Below are 14,949 nucleotides of genomic sequence, written 5' to 3' on the forward strand. Positions count from 1 at the left end.
ATCCCCCCTGCCGACCGGTGCGCCCCGCCCCTCAAACTCGGGTGCGGGGGGAGTTGATGATCATTCGTGCTTGTTGGCGCCAGTCGGCGACGGCGCGGCCCTGGAAGGTCGACAGTGCAGAGTCGAATTGCTGGGCGCGCTTGGTGACGGTGAGGCCGACGTAGGTGTGGCCGTTGGTGATCGCGCGGGTGGCCACCGCACAGGCCTCGTCCACCTCGCCGGAGCCGAGCAGGGCGGTGGCGTGTTCGAACCGGACCAGCGCAGGCTCCATGGTCTCGCTGGGGTCGTAGAGTTCGATAGCTCGCGCGGCGGCGCGGGCGGTCTCCGCGGTGCGGCCCAGGCGGGAGTAGCCGATGGCCTGATAGAAGGCCAGCTTCTCCGGGCGGAAGGAAAAGATGCCGATCGAGAGTTGGTCTGCCGGAACATTTTCCAGCGCCTGCTCCGATCTTGCGATACTGCGGGCGAAGCCGTCGAAATTGCCGAGACTGGCGTGCGCGCGGGCCGCCATTCCCCACAGCCAGGCCGCCGCCGGACCATGGCCCGGATTTTCTTCGAGGCGCGGGCCGAGCAGGTTCAAAACTTCCTTCGGATTATCGCTATAGGTAGGTAAATACGCCAATCCCGCCAGTGCGATGTCCTCGGAATAGCGGTCGCCGATGTCCTGGGCGGCATGAATTGCGGTGGTGTACCACATTCGCGCCTGCCCGAAATGACCCTCATTGAACAGAATTTCGCCGACGACATTCGCCAGGCGGCCCGCGGTACGGACCAGTCGGATTTGATGGTGCGTGGCCTGGCGTTCCGCGAGACTGCCACGGACCGCGCGGAACTGGTCGAGCGTGAGTTGCAGCAACTCGTGCGGTGGCACCTGCACCACCCGGGCGCCGAGGGCTTCGACGGATTGCTCGAAGAAGCCGAGCCGCCGCTCGCTCATCGACCCGGCGTCCAGGGTCGCGAGCATCTTCTCCGGTTCGCTGGCGACCATATCGGCCGCCTGCCCCGCCAGGCCCGCGCCGATGCAGGCCAGCAGTAATCGCCTTCTCACGTCGTCATCCTCGACTTCCTTGTCGAGCCCGATGTCCCTACCGAGCTGTATCCGATCGAGCGCCGCGCTCGCATCTCCGATATCACGGGTTGTCAGTGGGTCTGGCGCGATCGCGCGTTCGAATCGCGCGATGACGACCGAATCGGCCTCCGATAGCACTCGATCGAGCAAACGTCGGCTTGCGGCATGCATCCGGGTTGTCCGGCCGTTCTCCCACAAGATCACGGTGCGCGGGGTGACGCCCACCAAGCGCGCGAACTCATAGCGACTTCGCTTCATCGCCATGCGAAGAGCGTGTACGTCTTCGCCGGTCCAGTCGACCTCAACCATAGGTCCCGCTTCCTCGTACCAGGCTGATTCAATCGGAAATTACTCGCATTTACCGCATTCGGCTCTGTTATCGATCGAATCGCAACGTGCACGCTGAAGCAGTACCCGGCACCGGGTTTGTGCCCCAAACCCTTTCGGGGGCGCTGACTCTGGCGTGGCCCGACGCACGGTCCCGACGCTGCTCCGATCCAACAGCGTTGAAGGCGGGCTTCGGCGGGGTTGCCGGTGCCGGGTGCACTTATCTTTTCGCGGAGGTGAACAATGGACGTTTTGCATTCGGATATCCGGGAATTGTGGCTGGTGCAGAGCCGTGATTGCGGTCAAGAACCAGTGGGTCTCAGCGACGACCGGGCCCGTTTCATCCTGTCTGTCCACGCTGGCCACGGCGCCCGCTGCCGGCAGTACCTGGCCGCGTCCGCACACTGCTTCCGGCGCACCGCCGAGAAGTAGCCCGATGCCCTGATGAGGGGTTCCGGTGCGGCGCTCAATTATTGAGCGCCGCACCGAGATCGGGCGCGCAGCATGCTCAGTGGCGTCGTTGGTAGGCGCCGGGCGTATGCCCGAGCGTGCGACGGTAGACATCGATAAAGGCGCTGGCGCTGGCCCAGCCGCAGCGGTGCGCGACGGCGGTGACCGGAAGTGATTCGGCCAGCAGCTGCACCGCGCGGTGCAGGCGCAGCTGGGTGCGCCATTGCGGATAGGTCATGGCGAGTTCGGTGCGGAACAGGCGGGCGAGGGTGCGTTCACTCGCACCGACGTGTCTGCCGAGCTCGGCCAGTGTCCACACCGTGGTGAGGTCGCGCTCCACCAATGTGCAGGCCCGGCGCAGTCGGGCGTCCTCGGCGGCGGGTAGGCGCAGGGGTTGTGCGGAGCTGCGGTGTATGCGGTCGAGTAGCACCTGGCGCAGGCGGGCGAGTTCGTCGGCGGGCAGGTCCTCGGGGGTCGAGCAGGCGATGATCAGTTCGCGCAGCAGCGGGTTCACCGCTATGACCGCGGCATCGCGCGGCGATTCGGCGACGGGTGGTCGGATGCCCGGTTGGTCCGCAGGGGTGATCTGGTCGGGTTGGAAAGCGACGCAATGGAATCGGGTGGGGCCGTAGAAGCGATGTTCGTGCCAGCATCCGGCCGGTATCCAGATGGCGCGGTCCGCGGGTGCGATCCAGCTGCCCGCGTCGGTGCGGACCTCCGCGACGCCCGCGCTCGGGTACACGATCTGATGTTCGGTGTGCCGATGCCGGTCGATCTGTGATCCGCCGGGCAGATCGCCGGTCGCCGTCGGCGCGCCCAGACTATGGCTGATAAGCGACACATTTTGGCACTTTATTGGAAGTCTGCCGCACCCGACCGTTCTTACGCTGACTGCGGACGACGAGAGGGGACAGGTCATGGTGGAGACCGTCGAGGCCGCACCGGCGGTATCGGACTGGCGGCGCATGCGGCACTGGGCCATCGCGCATATGGTCGACGATTTCTATCAGGGGCTGGTGCCCGCCAGCATTCCGTTCTTCGTGCTGGAACGGGACTACAGCTACGTCGCGGCCTCCGGTCTCGCATTGGCCGCGACACTGGGAAGTGCACTGCCGCAACCCATTCTGGGCGTGCTTGCCGATCGATGGCGCTTGTTGTGGTTGGCACCGGCCGGGGTATCGGTGGCCGGACTCGGGGCGGGCCTGGCCGGGTTGGCGCCGACCTATCCGCTGGTGTGGGCGCTGCTGCTGCTTTCCGGACTCGGTGTGGCCGCATTCCATCCGGCCGCCGGACGCGATGCGCGCGCGGCGGCGGGTGACAGTGCCCGCGCCATGAGCTTCTTCGCGGCGGGCGGCAGCGCCGGATTCTTCCTCGCACCCGCGCTGGCGACACCGGCACTGGTATCACTCGGTGTCGGGGCTACCGCGCTGTTCATCCCGCCAGCGGTTTTGATGGGGTTCGTGCTGTGGCGGCACCAGCAGCGACGCACGCGAAACACCTTGACGCCGAGGCGAATCGATGGACGTGACCGCTGGGTGCCGTTCTTCGTGCTGACCGCGGTAGAGGTCGTCCGCTCGGCCACGTACTCCGGTATGAACACCTTCATCGCGCTGTACTGGATCAATCATCTCGGGGCGTCGCGGACGCTCGGGGGCGTCGCCCTGGCCGCATTTCTGGTCGGCGGTCTCGCGGGAACGCTGGTCGGCGGCCGGATCGCCGATCGCATCGGCATGCTGCGCACTGTCCAAATCGGCAGTGCGGCAGCGATTCCCGCAATGATCGTGCTACGCATATGCCCGAATCCAGCACTCGGATCGATCGCCGCGGCCCTCGCCGGTATTGCTGTGAACATGCCGTTCGCGGTATTCGTCAAGCTGGGGCAGGACTATCTGCCGACGCGGCCGGGAACCGCCGCGGGCGTGACATTGGGTCTGGCGGTCAGCGCGGGCGGGCTGTTCGTGCCGGTGCTCGGGGCCATTGCCGATCGCCATGGTCCCCAAGCCGTCCTCACCACACTGTGTTTCATACCCGCCGTCGCGATCGCGTTGGCCGCTTTGCTGCCGGAACCAGCTCGCTGATGGCGTCAGTCGCGCTCGGCGAAAACCGCACGCGCCACGGCGATTCCGTTCAGCGCGGCGGGAAATCCGGCGTAACCCACCATCTGCGTGATGATTTCGACGACCTCGGTCTCGGTGCCGCCGACATTCAGCAGTCCGTGGATGTGCACGCCCAGTTGCGGCGCGACGGTGCCGAGTGCGGTGCACATGGCGATGGTGACCATTTCGCGGGTCTTCAGGTCCAGGCCCGGGCGCGAGTAGATATCGCCGAAGCTGTACTCGATGATGTAGCGCCCCAGATCCGGTGCGATATCGCGCAGCGAGTCGATAACTTGTTCGCCCGCGTGCCCATCGATCTCGGCGAGCTTCGCGCGCCCGCGCTCGAACCGGTCACCCGCCGGGGCGGGTGCCGGTTCGGCCGGTGCCGGGAGATCGGTGCGGGCGTCGAACACTTCGCGCGCCGCCGCCAGCCCGTTGAGCGCGGCAGGGAACCCCGCATACACGCTGACATGGATGAGCGTCTCGACGATCTCCTCCCGCGTGCACCCCACATTCAGCGCCCCGTCGATGTGGAACCGCAACTGTGGCGCCGCATTTCCCATCGCCGCCAGCGCCGACACGGTCGCCAACTGCCGCTGCCGCAAGGTCAGTCCGGGCCGCGACAGAATGTCGCCATACCCGAATTCGACGGTCAGCCGCCCCAGGTCCGGTGCGATATCCGCGAGGCTGTCCAGCACCGCGGGCCGCTCCTTTCCGCCGACCTGCCGAAGCAGCTCCAGTCCGCGCTCGAAGCGATCATTGCTGGTAGAGGCCTGTGTGTTCGTCATGCCCCGAACTCTAAAAGTTGGAGTGCACTCCAACGCAAGTGCTGATCCGCCCCGGCTGGCCGGGAGCCCTGACATGGCCCAGTCATCACCGACCGCAATCCCCAGATCTAGGCGACCGCAATCCCCAGATCTAAGCCACCGCGTGGCCCAGATCTCAGCCCCAGCGGCGGCTGTCGCACAAGCAGTGGCATCCCCGCACAAGTAGTGACGACCTCGGACAAACTGCAACTTATGCGAGGTGTGCAGTCGATCAGCGCGACGTTAATCCATTGGAGCAGGACGAGTTTCGTTGTATTCGATGGGCCAGCCGTCTTCGCCGACCTCGTATAGAGAGCCGTCTGCACTGTGGCACAGCGGGCGGCTGTCTGTCGGGGCGAGTTCGAGCTTGAACCAGGTTTCGCGGTGGAAGGCGACGAGCAGCGCTCTGACTGAAGGGGCGATTTCCTTTCGCGGTGGCCGAGACATATGCGTTACGGCTCCAACGAGTTCGGGACATCGGCCCAGCTCAAGAGGGCGGCCCAGTAGCCGTCGCGCAGGACGTTCCACAGATCCTCGTGTTGGGGAAGTAGTTCCCGGGCGTCGGCCAGGTCGGGGTAGGGATCGAAGATGATCGTGCCGGGTTGAGCGCTCGGCAGCGTCGTGCGCGATGGCAGACGGTAGGCGGTGAACGACGCACGGGGAAGCTGTAGCCGCAGGACACGCGCGGAACTGCCGATCAACTGCCAGACCGCGACCTTGCGGCCGTCCTGGGTTTGTGTGGTGCGCAAGGCATCTCGACGCATTACGAAACCTCGCCGATGGTGCGCCCGATGCCGGGGGAGTCGTCACCCCGGCACCAGGACGATTCGGTGGGTACGGGCTGGACCGCCCACTCACGTACCGCATCCGCGAACCGTTCGACCACATCGGATGGCGCACCGCGGTAGGCGGCTGGCGGGCCGATGAACGGATCTCGCTGCGGCAGTTCTCGATTCGGCACGTGCCGACCTCCGGGACTTCGACGGTGGTAGGTGCGCCCGAGCCTCGAAAACAACTCCTGATCTGGGAAAAGTTCTCTCCGAGCGCATGTTGAGCACACCATCGGGCGCATACCTGCTCGAGTGAAATCTGAATGTTCAGACGAACTCGCCGAAAGCCCCTGGACAGGATGCGAATGCGCTGTTAAACCGTGTTCGGAATTCGAGCGCAAGTGCATTCACTGTGGGGAGGAATTCGATGTCCGACGAATCGCCGACACTGCTGCGTCGCCAGCTGGGCCGTTTCCTGCGCGAGAAGCGCGAGGGGCGGGGCTTCGCGATTCAAGATGCTGCCAGGGCAGTTCAATTGAGTTACAACGGATTACAGCGCCTAGAGACGGGGCGCACCGTCAAACCGCGACGACAAGATGTGCGCGAGTTGTGTTCGCTGTACGAGGTGGACGACGGCGAGACGAAGCAGGCCGTCGATCTGGCCTTTCGTGCCGCTACTGCCAAGGACGAGGACGGCGTTACGTCTCTCGGCGGGATGTTCTCGGATGCGTTCAACATGTATGTCGGCTTGGAACGGTCGGCACGCAAGCTCTTGTCGTATCAAGTGCAGGTACCAGGCCTGCTGCAAACTGCGGACTACGCGCGTGCGTTGATCGGCGCGTTCCTTCATGACGGGACTCGCGACGAAATCGAGCGTCGGGTGGCGGTGCGTTTGCGCCGCCAAGTGCTTGTCACCCGAAAGACCACCCCGCTTGCGCTCGAAATACTGCTCGACGAGTCGGCTTTGCATCGGATCGTCGGAGGACCGAGGGTGATGGCCGCGCAGCTCCGGCAGCTTGCCGAGGTCAGCAAGCTCGACAATGTCTCCCTCCGAATCCATCCCTACTCGGCAGGTTTTCCCGTGGCATCCTGCAAAGTTCGTTCGTGCTCCTCGACTTCGGTACGGACAGCAAGGGACAGCCGATCGAACCGCCTGTGGTCTACCTCGACGGTGGCATGAGTAGCGACCTTTACTTCGAGAAGCCAGAGCTGGTACAGCGATACACTGAAATGGCTGAGTTCATCCAACGGATAGCACTGGATGAGAAGAGCACGCGAGACCTGCTGCGACAGGTAGCGAAGGAGAAGTACGGTGACCGTTGACCTATCCGAAGCGCGTTGGTTCAAGAGCAGCTACAGCGAGTCCAATGGTCAGTGCGTGGAGGTCGCCTTCCTCAGTGGCGGCAGGGTCGGTGTCCGCGATTCCAAGAACCCCACTGGCCCGGCGTTGGTCTTCACGCCCGGCGAATGGGCTGCCTTCACCGCGGGCGTCACGCACGGAGAGTTCGACCGCCACGCCTGAGCCTCGCGCAACACTGTAGGGTCTCAGAACTCGTGACGGAATCTCAGAATGAGTGGCGGTGATGTGGCGGATCCACCATGGTTGTGAGATTCCGTACTCGTCGCTGCGGCTACTGGACGATCACCTGTACGCGACGGGTCCGACGAGCATCGCGCGATCGAGGATTTCCGGGATGAACCGCACTTGGGTGAGCTTCGCGGCCAAGGCGAAAGCACTCGGCAGGGCAGAGAAGTAGTCGCTCTCGGCCCTGTCGTCCTCGTCGTCCCAGTCGTACTCGTCGTCGCGATCGTTCTCGTCGTCCCGCATGTCCAGCGTCATGCCGAGTTCCCGCATGAACCCGTTGAGCCGGTCGGGCTCGGAGCCGTGTCGAAGGTGGGGGCACTCCAAGGGGTTGTAGCCCGTGACAATCGTGCCGTCGATCGCGTACGCGAGGCTGTCCTCGGCGTAGTCGTGCCGAGTGATGGCCAGTACCGCACAATCACGCGACAATTCGGCCAGGACATCGGGGAGCGTGGCCATCCACCCGATCGGCTCGATGGCCACGCTCCACTCACCGACCTGCACGACACCCACGGTGCCTCCCCCGGATCCTCCGCCGGTTTTGATGGAGAACTCGCTGGCCTGCTCCATGAGCTCGTCGAAGCCCGATTCCTGGCCGTGGTCCTCGCCGCGGCTGAAGCGGCGCACCACCTCCGACGGGTCGAGCCCGCGGAAGAAGGCTACGGTGAAGATCTCGCCCAGCAGGCAGTCACCGCCGTGGAGCCACTGGAATGGGGCCAAGGGGTCGGAAGTCGTCATAGCGTGCATGATGGCAGGTGTTACCGACAGCCGGCGGCCTCGTTTCTTCCTTCGCCAGAGGACAATTCGAGCCCCGCGCTCATTACGGCTTGGCCTTGGCGTAGAGGTCGACGGCCTGTTTCGCTCTCATGTCGCAGCAATTCGGTGAGGACTGGGCGCAAACGTACGCCACGGCCCACGAAAAGACCGGCGGCAATACACCGCAACGCGAAGCAATGGACCTCTACAACAATGAAATCGGGCGCGCGATCGGGCAGCCAACCCCAAAGCCACTCCGGAGGAATTGGCCGCGCTGGTCGGACAGCAGATCAAAGATGGCAAAGCAGTAGTGATTCAGACTTCGAATGCCGATGGCAGTCAACTGCCCGCCCCGCAGATCACCTGGAGCAATCGAGTGATCGAGGCGATGACGGGATCACCAGCTGGCGTCGGTATTCCGCTACCCGGGAGCAAGTGATCATCTGATGAGAATCGGAACCCTGGCCCTCGCCGCCGGTTTGGTACCGGTGCTGCTGGCTGCCGGATGTGGACCGGACCGCTCCGCTGATAATCAGGAGACGGCAAGTACCGACTGTCGCGCTTCGTTCGACGCGCGGTCGGACGGATCATCGCCGAGTGGCGGTTTCACTCTTCTGACCGCCGCGAGGCACGCGGCTTCGGGTGAGGTGCCGGTCAAGATGGTGGAAATCACCCGAGCCGCCGGTCTCCAGGACGAATGGGACACCATGGTGGTCGTTACCCCGGGCATGAAAGCCGAAAAGTTGAACGAGCTCGCGAATATCCCCGGAATGTGCTGGCAGAACTTGCCCGGTCCGTACAGCGACGACAAGCCGACGACGGCCTACTATCTGTTCCTTCGTGGTGGGAATCCCTTTCGAGCTGCGACCTGGTGGTTCCCCACCGATGACGAACTGGACTTCCGTTGGACCAGTACGAAAGTCGTGTACCCGGACACTGTGCTCACCCCGCTCCACTCACCTGGAGCCGATCCCAAACTCCGTGTGGCACCCGCGAATTGAGCCGCTAGTGCCTTCAGAAAGTTTCAGCGCCCCACCGTGTCGTAGTCGCTCGTTTCCTCGCGGCCAGGCCAACATTCGTCACGCTCGAACCATGTCGTCCTGCAGCGCCTCACTGAGGCGGGGCGGGCGGAGCTGTTTCTGACGGTCGGCTCGAGCACAGTAGGTCCGACCGCCCTGTAATGTCGAATTCCGTGCATTCTGCGGGACAGTCAGGGTGCGTCGGCACAATCTCTGTACTCAGGTTAGTGGTGGATGACCTCACCGAGCCGCGGCAGGACGAGTCGCTTCCAACTGCGCTCCGTAGCATTGCGCACCATCTTCTGTCGACGATCTTCGATGTCGAAACCTGTCTGCGTCAACAGAAGTCGTGTGCCACGCCCCTGCGGCTGCAGTGTCCAGTCGACAGTCCACCGGGCGGGATGCTCAGCCTGCAGATACATCCAGCTGTACGTCAACTGCCTGCACGGCCGGGCCGCCAGTACCTCGCAGGTGATTTCGTTGATCGATGAGTCCGGGATGGTGAATCGGAAGTGGGTTCCGACCGAGGCGGCGAACCCGGTCGGTCGAAGCAGCCATCGCTCCAGCAGCTCCGGCTCCGTCAACGCGCGCCATACAGCGTCCGGTGGCTGTCGGAAGAAGCTGCCGAGCTCGACTGCGGCGGGATTCAACTGTGGATCAGCAATCACCGGCTCACCACCTCAACGCGGGGCGAGACTGCCCAGTGCTGCTCAATTCGCCTGGCCTTCCTTGTATTTCGCTTCCATCTCCGCGGCGAGTTGCGGCTGTTCGGCCTCCATCTTCTGGACGTAGGCGACCGCATCGCCGACGGTTCGCAGACTCGCCAGGTCCTCGTCGGGGATCTTCACCTCGTACTTGTCCTCCAACTGCACCGCGATCTCCACCAGCGACAGCGAGTCGATGTCCAGATCGTCGACGAAGGACTTCTCGAGCACCACCTCTGCAGCGTCGATGCCGGTAACCTCCTCGACGATCTCCGCTATGCCGGCGACGATTTCTTCCTGCGTGGTAGCCACGAATCACCCTTTCCTCGGTGCAATCACCTATCCGCATCGGCCGGAGGCCCGGTGCCTCGGTGGGGTCGAGCGGCAGTCCCAGTACGCTAAAAGTTCCAGTGGGGTGGAGGTGCAATAGGTTGTGACGGACGACACGCAATCCCGTGTACTGGTGAGCATCGGGGAGTTGGCGCGCAGCACCGGGCTCGCGGTGCGAACGATCCGGTTCTACTGCGACGAAGGCATTGTGGAATCCCAGCGCAGCGCAGGCGGGCATCGGATGTTCGACGCCGACAGCGCCACCGAACGGCTGCTATTGGTGCGGCGGTTGCGCGCGCTGGGTCTCGGGCTGAGTTCGATCATCGATGTGCTGCACGGCGAACGGTCGGTCGCCGAAGCCATTGCTGCCGAAAGTGCGCGGCTCGATATCGAATTCAGGTCGCTGGCGTGGCGGCGGGCGTCATTGCGGGCTATCGAGACGGCTACCCCGACGCAGCGGGCCGAGCGGCTCGCGTTGCTGGCCGCCGCGCAGGACGGTGGCGTCGTGCACGATTGCCTCGTCCAGTTCTGGCGGCGCATCCTCGCACCGATACCCCGGCGCGACATCGACATGTGGTTGTACTGGAATGTCCCGGAGCCGCCTGCTGATCCGTCCATCGACGAGGTCGTCGCGTATGCCGAGTTGGCTGCTCTTGTCGCCGATCCAGGCATGAATGGTGCTGTACGACAGCAATACTGGCGAAATCAGTCGGAGCTGATCCGCGACTGTCGCGGACTGTACACCGACGTAGACGACGTGTTGAGGGACGTGGTGCCACTCGTATCGGAGGGCGTGCGACCGCACGCCGGAAGCGAACTCGATCGGTTCGTCGACGCCCATGCTCACGCGCGAGGGGCACGTGATTCCCCGCGTTTCCGCGAGCAGTTGCTGATCAACGCAACCGATTCCGACCACCGGATTCACCGTTACTGGGCTGTGACAGAACAGTTCTTCGGAACTCGTGTCACTGTAGGACGAGCCCACGACTGGTTGTACAACGCGCTGGCTCACTCCACCAACCTCGCCGATGCACAGCACTCCAACCAGCCTTCACCCCCATGAATTCACCACGCTGATCCACGTCACCGACCATCCGTCATACCTGGCCGCGCATCTCATGCCGCTCGGCGTGCTATCACCTGCGCGGAGGCTCGTTGGCCAGCGGTGTGGCACGGTTTCTGGCCAAGAGAAGCCCGTTCGACCGGATTGCGGTGCGGGCCGTCGCGCGGCCCGGATGTCAAGATTTCTGCGGTATGCGTTCGGGGGGCATCCCGGGGCCGATGTTGGCCTGGATTTCGTTGGGGTCGTGCACGCGACCGCAGTCGGCGCACACCGTTTGCTGGCTGATTCCCGCGCCGCATACCGAGTGGGTGTAGAGGATCGGGGGCTCGCCGTCGGTCGCCCATTCGTCGCCCCATTCGGTGAGCGCGACCAGCGCGGGTGCGAGCGCACGCCCCTTGTCGGTCAGTAGGTACTCATACAGGTCGGGCTGCTCGGAATACTTGCGGCGCACCATGATTCCGGCCTCCACGAAACCATTGAGGCGGGTCTTGAGAATGTTGGTCGCCACGCCCAGGCTGCGCTGGAAGTCGTTGTAACGGGTCGAACCCCCGAACACGGCATCACGAATGATGAGCAGGCTCCAGCGTTCGCCGATCACCTCTAGTGCGCGCGCGATCGAGCACACCTGCGAGTCGTAGGTCTTCCCGAGCATGCGAACCAGTCTACCGATCCCACTTGCGTCATGAAAGTTGCCGTGGTTATGCTCACTTGCATGATGCAAGTAGATGCGAAGCAGAACTTCACCACCACTTTTTCGGTGGATCGAACTCCCCAGGAAGCCTTCGAGGCCATCGTCAATGTCCGCGGTTGGTGGTCGGAGGATGCCGAGGGCGTCACCGATCAGGTCGGCGGCGAGTTCGTCCACCGCTACCAGGATGTGCATCGCTGCAAGGTCCGCGTCACGGAGTTGGTGCCCGGCCGCAAGGTCGCATGGCTCGTCCTGGACAACTACTTCAACTTCATCGAAGACCAGGCCGAGTGGAAGGGCACCGAGATCGTCTTCGAAATCTCCGAAAACGACGGTGGCGCCGAGGTTCGATTCACCCACGTGGGTCTGGTTCCGCAGTACGAGTGCTACGACGTGTGCTCCAACGCATGGGGTGGCTATATCGACGGCAGTCTGCGGAATCTGATCAATACCGGTGTGGGACAACCCAACCCGAAGGAGGGTGGCAACGCCCCGGCCCATCAGGACGCCGCCTCCGAGCTGCGCGCCGAGCGCTCACCTCAGGCCGTCACACTGAAACCGGGCAGCATCCTGCTCGGCAGCAGTCGGCCCGCGGAACTGCGGGACTGGTACCGCAGCACGCTCGCGCCGGAATACACCGGCGAAGGACCGATCGATCTCGGCGGCTTCCTACTGGTCATCGACCAGCGCGACGACCTCGGGACGAAGAACAACGAGCCGGGCCGGATGATCCTCAACTTCCATGTCGAGGACTTCGACGCCATCGAGGCGCGGCTGCGGGCGGCCGACGTGGACTGGCTCGCTCCCGGTGAGGATCGCCCCTCCGGCCGCTTCGGGACCTTCGTGGACCCTGACGGGAACTACCTCCAGATAATCCAATTCAAGTAGCGAGGATGCACCGTCAGGCTGCCGCCGGGATCGGGGATGCGGCGGCAGCCGCCAGCAAGCATGGCGTCGTGGTCCGCGCGCGGCTTGTCGGAGCTGAAGAGGAGGGTCGGTAGCGGGCCGGCGAGCGATTCCTGCACGGTGACCTCGGTGCGAGTTTCGCCGACCGTGGTCAGCCGGAGGCGATCGACAGCCTTCCGGTAGCCCATGGAGCGCTGCGGCTCGAAGGTCGCTTTGATGGTGGTGCCGTGCGGGTTCCACCGGAACGAGGGGTCGACCTTCATGCCACCCATTGCTGCGTTGTTGTGGTGAGCGATGAAGAAAAAGGCGTCCGTTGGAGGCAATGGACAACGCCTTCACTGAAGTTGAGACGCCGCTTGGCGCGGCCGGGATCGACCTGTTGCACGACTGCGCAGATGCCGATGAACGGTCCCTGCGGGAAATAGACGACGTCCCAACCTCAACCCGATTGAATAGCGACTACACGAATAGCGGTCTCTGACGGTTCGGAACCCCTTAACACGGCCGGGACTTCGGTTTTGAACATCTACCGGCGGAGCGTACGCATTCGTGCCACGCTCATATGTCATGCACTTCGAGATCACCATCGATATCGATGCGAGCCCCGAAACGGTCTGGCGGACCCTCACGGATGTCGAGACCTGGCCGGAATGGACCGAATCCATACGCAGTGTGCGACGGCTGGACAGCGGCGAGTTCACCGTCGGCAGCCGGGCCGAGGTCCGCCAGCCTCGGCTGCCCACGGCCATCTGGACAGTCACGGAACTGATCCCAGGCAGAAGCTTCACCTGGCGTGCGACAAGTCCCGGTGTCACCACTACCGCAGGCCATGAGCTGATCGACCGGATCGGCTCGGTCACCGTCCGCCTCGTCGTCGACCAGACAGGCTCGTTGGGATGGCTGTTCGGGTGGGCCACTGCGCGCCTCACCCGTCGCTACCTCGAGTTGGAATCTCGAGGCTTGAAGCAGCGCGCCGAATCGGGATAGGGCAGCATCCGCCAGAAACCCGGCCCGGAAAGGTCGGGGAACCGAATAGCAGGAAAGGGGCGTAACCACTGGAAGAAGGTGGCGGCACGATCGCTCACGCCGCCGCCGACTCCGCTCGATATCTCGCGGTGACATCCCAGCCAGGGCGCCCATGATCTTGTGATCCGAGTGCCGACTCCGCCCTCTTGATGGGTAGACCCGAAAGTGGGTCAGCCAACCGTTACGTCACCCGCCACATGGGGCAGCCACTCGGTTCAATCTATCGGCGGCACCTCCTTACGGAGGAGGAATGTCGCCGCCATGATAGTCGAACATACTGTCGAACAAATGGCGATGGCTGAGATTTGGCTCGAGCGGGTGGTTGTTGCGGCAGATTCGCTACCAGGTCTTGGTATTTCGCCGCCTGCCCGGTGTCGATACCGGTGATGCGCTCGCGGACGTGCTTGTCCGTCTCGCGTGACCTGCTGCGCGTCAGTCCGGCAGCCAGTACAGCTCGTGCGCCAGGGTTTTGGCGACGGCACGGATGCGGCGGTGTAGTGGTGACTGCACGCGTGGGAGGACCAGGTGGATCGTCAAGGTGGGTGCGCCCTGCAGCGGTCGCCACGTGAGACCGGCCGGTGTTACCGTGACCGCGGCTTCACCGGCCGGGGCGAGGGTGAGCCCGTCGCGTAGGTCGCGCTGAGACATGTCGAAAGAGACTGCGGGCGTGTGGAATCGGGGGTGTGGTCGGGTGTCGCGGAACAGTGCGGACAGCTGATCGTGGATCACGGGGTTGGCCGTACGGTCGGGGAGTCGCAGCGGATACGCGGCCGCATCGGCGATCTCGATCTCCGGGTGGTCGGCCAGCGGATGATGCTGTGCCAATTGGACCCCGATGCGCTGACGCCGCAGCAGGAACCGGCGCACGCCACGGCCCGGCTGTTCACCGCGGGTGATCCCCGCATCGATGCGGCCGTCGGCGACCGCGGGGGAGATCTCCGGTGTCGCCATCGGGACCGCGCCGACCTCGAGTCCGCTGTTGCCGCGAATGAGCCTGTCCACCAGGGCCGGTGCCGTCTCGGCCCCCGTGCTGAGGCTGTATCCGATGCGCAGCGTGCCCAGTTCACCGGCCCCCGCGTTCCGGGCGGTGTCCCATGCCCGGTCCAGCGCCGCCAGCGCGGGCGGCGCGGACTCCGCCAAAGCCGCACCGGCCGTGGTCAATACGACGCTACGCGTGTTACGAACCAGCAGGCTCGTACCGAGTTCCGCCTCCAATCGGCGCATCCGGGCACTGAGTGCGGGCTGCGCGATACCGATCCGTGCGGCCGCGCGGGTGAAGTTCAACTCCTGCGCCAGCACCAGGAAGTACCGCAGGCTCACCGTATCCGGCGCCACATGCCCTCCCTGTCGATTGATAACG

Annotated in this window: 20 protein-coding genes and 1 pseudogene; 10 read left to right on the forward strand and 11 right to left on the reverse strand. The window is 64.2% G+C overall.

The window, feature by feature from the left end; translation table 11 throughout:
- Window positions 1-31 precede the first annotated feature (31 nt).
- On the reverse strand, window positions 32-1,330 hold the full coding sequence (locus ACWEO2_RS36850; protein ID WP_452409593.1) for a helix-turn-helix domain-containing protein: 1,299 nt from the start codon (window positions 1,328-1,330) through the stop codon (window positions 32-34).
- A 571-nt stretch (window positions 1,331-1,901) separates the two neighbouring features.
- Complete coding sequence (locus ACWEO2_RS36855) at window positions 1,902-2,684, reverse strand: helix-turn-helix domain-containing protein (protein WP_452409594.1); 783 nt, start codon at window positions 2,682-2,684, stop codon at window positions 1,902-1,904.
- A 76-nt stretch (window positions 2,685-2,760) separates the two neighbouring features.
- Here ACWEO2_RS36855 and ACWEO2_RS36860 point away from each other — a divergent pair, with 76 nt between their 5' ends.
- A complete protein-coding gene (locus tag ACWEO2_RS36860) occupies window positions 2,761-3,921 on the forward strand; it encodes an MFS transporter (RefSeq protein WP_452409595.1) in 1,161 nt (386 codons plus the stop codon).
- Between the two features lie 5 nt (window positions 3,922-3,926).
- On the opposite strand, the gene ACWEO2_RS36865 is transcribed toward ACWEO2_RS36860, so the two are convergent.
- The 3 genes from ACWEO2_RS36865 to ACWEO2_RS36875 all read right to left on the reverse strand — a co-directional run bounded on the left by ACWEO2_RS36865 (window position 3,927) and on the right by ACWEO2_RS36875 (window position 5,706).
- On the reverse strand, window positions 3,927-4,727 hold the full coding sequence (locus ACWEO2_RS36865) for a carboxymuconolactone decarboxylase family protein (RefSeq protein ID WP_452409596.1): 801 nt from the start codon (window positions 4,725-4,727) through the stop codon (window positions 3,927-3,929).
- 470 nt (window positions 4,728-5,197) lie between these two features.
- Window positions 5,198-5,509, reverse strand: a complete 312-nt coding sequence (locus ACWEO2_RS36870) for a hypothetical protein (protein ID WP_452409597.1) — start codon at window positions 5,507-5,509, stop codon at window positions 5,198-5,200.
- On the reverse strand, window positions 5,509-5,706 hold the full coding sequence (locus ACWEO2_RS36875; protein ID WP_452409598.1) for a hypothetical protein: 198 nt from the start codon (window positions 5,704-5,706) through the stop codon (window positions 5,509-5,511). Before ACWEO2_RS36875 ends, ACWEO2_RS36870 begins: the two co-directional genes overlap by 1 nt.
- A gap of 236 nt (window positions 5,707-5,942) precedes the next feature.
- Between ACWEO2_RS36875 and ACWEO2_RS36880 the strand changes: the two genes are divergently transcribed.
- Genes ACWEO2_RS36880 through ACWEO2_RS36890 form a run of 3 tightly spaced genes read left to right on the forward strand, consistent with a single transcriptional unit; the run spans window position 5,943 to window position 7,037 of the window.
- Window positions 5,943-6,695 (forward strand): helix-turn-helix domain-containing protein, encoded by a 753-nt coding sequence (locus ACWEO2_RS36880; protein WP_452409599.1) that lies wholly within the window; start codon window positions 5,943-5,945, stop codon window positions 6,693-6,695.
- Window positions 6,620-6,838, forward strand: a complete 219-nt coding sequence (locus tag ACWEO2_RS36885; protein ID WP_452409600.1) for a Scr1 family TA system antitoxin-like transcriptional regulator — start codon at window positions 6,620-6,622, stop codon at window positions 6,836-6,838. The genes ACWEO2_RS36880 and ACWEO2_RS36885 overlap by 76 nt, the downstream gene beginning before the upstream one ends.
- Window positions 6,828-7,037 carry a DUF397 domain-containing protein gene (locus tag ACWEO2_RS36890; RefSeq protein WP_452409601.1) on the forward strand — a complete coding sequence of 70 codons (210 nt, stop codon included), beginning with the start codon at window positions 6,828-6,830 and terminating at the stop codon, window positions 7,035-7,037. Before ACWEO2_RS36885 ends, ACWEO2_RS36890 begins: the two co-directional genes overlap by 11 nt.
- Before the next feature lie 120 nt (window positions 7,038-7,157).
- Here the strand turns inward: ACWEO2_RS36890 and ACWEO2_RS36895 are convergent, their stop codons facing one another.
- Complete coding sequence (locus tag ACWEO2_RS36895; protein WP_452409602.1) at window positions 7,158-7,835, reverse strand: DUF6461 domain-containing protein; 678 nt, start codon at window positions 7,833-7,835, stop codon at window positions 7,158-7,160.
- A 125-nt stretch (window positions 7,836-7,960) separates the two neighbouring features.
- On the opposite strand from ACWEO2_RS36895, the pseudogene ACWEO2_RS36900 reads away from it, so the two are divergent.
- The 3 genes and pseudogenes from ACWEO2_RS36900 to ACWEO2_RS36910 form a co-directional block, all read left to right on the forward strand.
- A pseudogene (locus ACWEO2_RS36900) lies at window positions 7,961-8,164 on the forward strand (DUF6973 domain-containing protein); the annotation flags it as partial.
- Window positions 8,119-8,292, forward strand: a complete 174-nt coding sequence (locus tag ACWEO2_RS36905; RefSeq protein WP_452409603.1) for a hypothetical protein — start codon at window positions 8,119-8,121, stop codon at window positions 8,290-8,292. The pseudogene ACWEO2_RS36900 and the gene ACWEO2_RS36905, both read left to right, overlap by 46 nt.
- Window positions 8,293-8,299: 7 nt before the next feature.
- Window positions 8,300-8,854, forward strand: a complete 555-nt coding sequence (locus ACWEO2_RS36910) for a hypothetical protein (protein ID WP_452409604.1) — start codon at window positions 8,300-8,302, stop codon at window positions 8,852-8,854.
- A 242-nt stretch (window positions 8,855-9,096) separates the two neighbouring features.
- Here ACWEO2_RS36910 and ACWEO2_RS36915 read toward each other — a convergent pair whose 3' ends face one another.
- Window positions 9,097-9,540, reverse strand: a complete 444-nt coding sequence (locus ACWEO2_RS36915) for an SRPBCC family protein (protein WP_452409605.1) — start codon at window positions 9,538-9,540, stop codon at window positions 9,097-9,099.
- A gap of 42 nt (window positions 9,541-9,582) precedes the next feature.
- On the reverse strand, window positions 9,583-9,888 hold the full coding sequence (gene acpM, locus ACWEO2_RS36920) for a meromycolate extension acyl carrier protein AcpM (protein ID WP_354958936.1): 306 nt from the start codon (window positions 9,886-9,888) through the stop codon (window positions 9,583-9,585).
- A 121-nt stretch (window positions 9,889-10,009) separates the two neighbouring features.
- Here acpM and ACWEO2_RS36925 point away from each other — a divergent pair, with 121 nt between their 5' ends.
- Entirely contained in the window at window positions 10,010-10,969 is a 960-nt protein-coding gene (locus ACWEO2_RS36925) for a MerR family transcriptional regulator (RefSeq protein ID WP_452409606.1), read from the forward strand.
- A 175-nt stretch (window positions 10,970-11,144) separates the two neighbouring features.
- On the opposite strand, the gene ACWEO2_RS36930 is transcribed toward ACWEO2_RS36925, so the two are convergent.
- Window positions 11,145-11,621 (reverse strand): winged helix-turn-helix transcriptional regulator, encoded by a 477-nt coding sequence (locus tag ACWEO2_RS36930; RefSeq protein WP_452409607.1) that lies wholly within the window; start codon window positions 11,619-11,621, stop codon window positions 11,145-11,147.
- A gap of 60 nt (window positions 11,622-11,681) precedes the next feature.
- On the opposite strand from ACWEO2_RS36930, the gene ACWEO2_RS36935 reads away from it, so the two are divergent.
- Window positions 11,682-12,545 carry an SRPBCC domain-containing protein gene (locus ACWEO2_RS36935; RefSeq protein WP_452409608.1) on the forward strand — a complete coding sequence of 288 codons (864 nt, stop codon included), beginning with the start codon at window positions 11,682-11,684 and terminating at the stop codon, window positions 12,543-12,545.
- Here ACWEO2_RS36935 and ACWEO2_RS36940 read toward each other — a convergent pair.
- The gene (locus ACWEO2_RS36940; RefSeq protein WP_452409609.1) at window positions 12,518-12,886 is read right to left on the reverse strand and encodes a hypothetical protein; all 369 of its coding nucleotides are present in this window, start codon (window positions 12,884-12,886) and stop codon (window positions 12,518-12,520) included. The genes ACWEO2_RS36935 and ACWEO2_RS36940 overlap by 28 nt on opposite strands.
- A 244-nt stretch (window positions 12,887-13,130) precedes the next feature.
- Between ACWEO2_RS36940 and ACWEO2_RS36945 the strand changes: the two genes are divergently transcribed.
- Window positions 13,131-13,550 (forward strand): SRPBCC family protein, encoded by a 420-nt coding sequence (locus tag ACWEO2_RS36945; RefSeq protein WP_452409610.1) that lies wholly within the window; start codon window positions 13,131-13,133, stop codon window positions 13,548-13,550.
- 471 nt (window positions 13,551-14,021) lie between these two features.
- On the opposite strand, the gene ACWEO2_RS36950 is transcribed toward ACWEO2_RS36945, so the two are convergent.
- Complete coding sequence (locus ACWEO2_RS36950) at window positions 14,022-14,924, reverse strand: LysR family transcriptional regulator (protein WP_452409611.1); 903 nt, start codon at window positions 14,922-14,924, stop codon at window positions 14,022-14,024.
- Window positions 14,925-14,949: the final 25 nt, after the last annotated feature.

This window comes from Nocardia sp. NPDC004278 (assembly GCF_053602975.1).

Excerpts from the sequence above, each read along its gene's own strand:
- ACWEO2_RS36850 (WP_452409593.1), bottom strand. The coding sequence starts at position 1,330 with ATGGCGATGAAGCGAAGTCGCTATGAGTTCGCGCGCTTGGTGGGCGTC.
- ACWEO2_RS36860 (WP_452409595.1), top strand. The coding sequence starts at position 2,761 with ATGGTGGAGACCGTCGAGGCCGCACCGGCGGTATCGGACTGGCGGCGC.
- ACWEO2_RS36865 (WP_452409596.1), bottom strand. The coding sequence starts at position 4,727 with ATGACGAACACACAGGCCTCTACCAGCAATGATCGCTTCGAGCGCGGA.
- ACWEO2_RS36870 (WP_452409597.1), bottom strand. The coding sequence starts at position 5,509 with ATGCGTCGAGATGCCTTGCGCACCACACAAACCCAGGACGGCCGCAAG.
- ACWEO2_RS36880 (WP_452409599.1), top strand. The coding sequence starts at position 5,943 with ATGTCCGACGAATCGCCGACACTGCTGCGTCGCCAGCTGGGCCGTTTC.
- ACWEO2_RS36895 (WP_452409602.1), bottom strand. The coding sequence starts at position 7,835 with ATGACGACTTCCGACCCCTTGGCCCCATTCCAGTGGCTCCACGGCGGT.
- ACWEO2_RS36910 (WP_452409604.1), top strand. The coding sequence starts at position 8,300 with ATGAGAATCGGAACCCTGGCCCTCGCCGCCGGTTTGGTACCGGTGCTG.
- ACWEO2_RS36930 (WP_452409607.1), bottom strand. The coding sequence starts at position 11,621 with ATGCTCGGGAAGACCTACGACTCGCAGGTGTGCTCGATCGCGCGCGCA.
- ACWEO2_RS36935 (WP_452409608.1), top strand. The coding sequence starts at position 11,682 with ATGATGCAAGTAGATGCGAAGCAGAACTTCACCACCACTTTTTCGGTG.
- ACWEO2_RS36945 (WP_452409610.1), top strand. The coding sequence starts at position 13,131 with ATGCACTTCGAGATCACCATCGATATCGATGCGAGCCCCGAAACGGTC.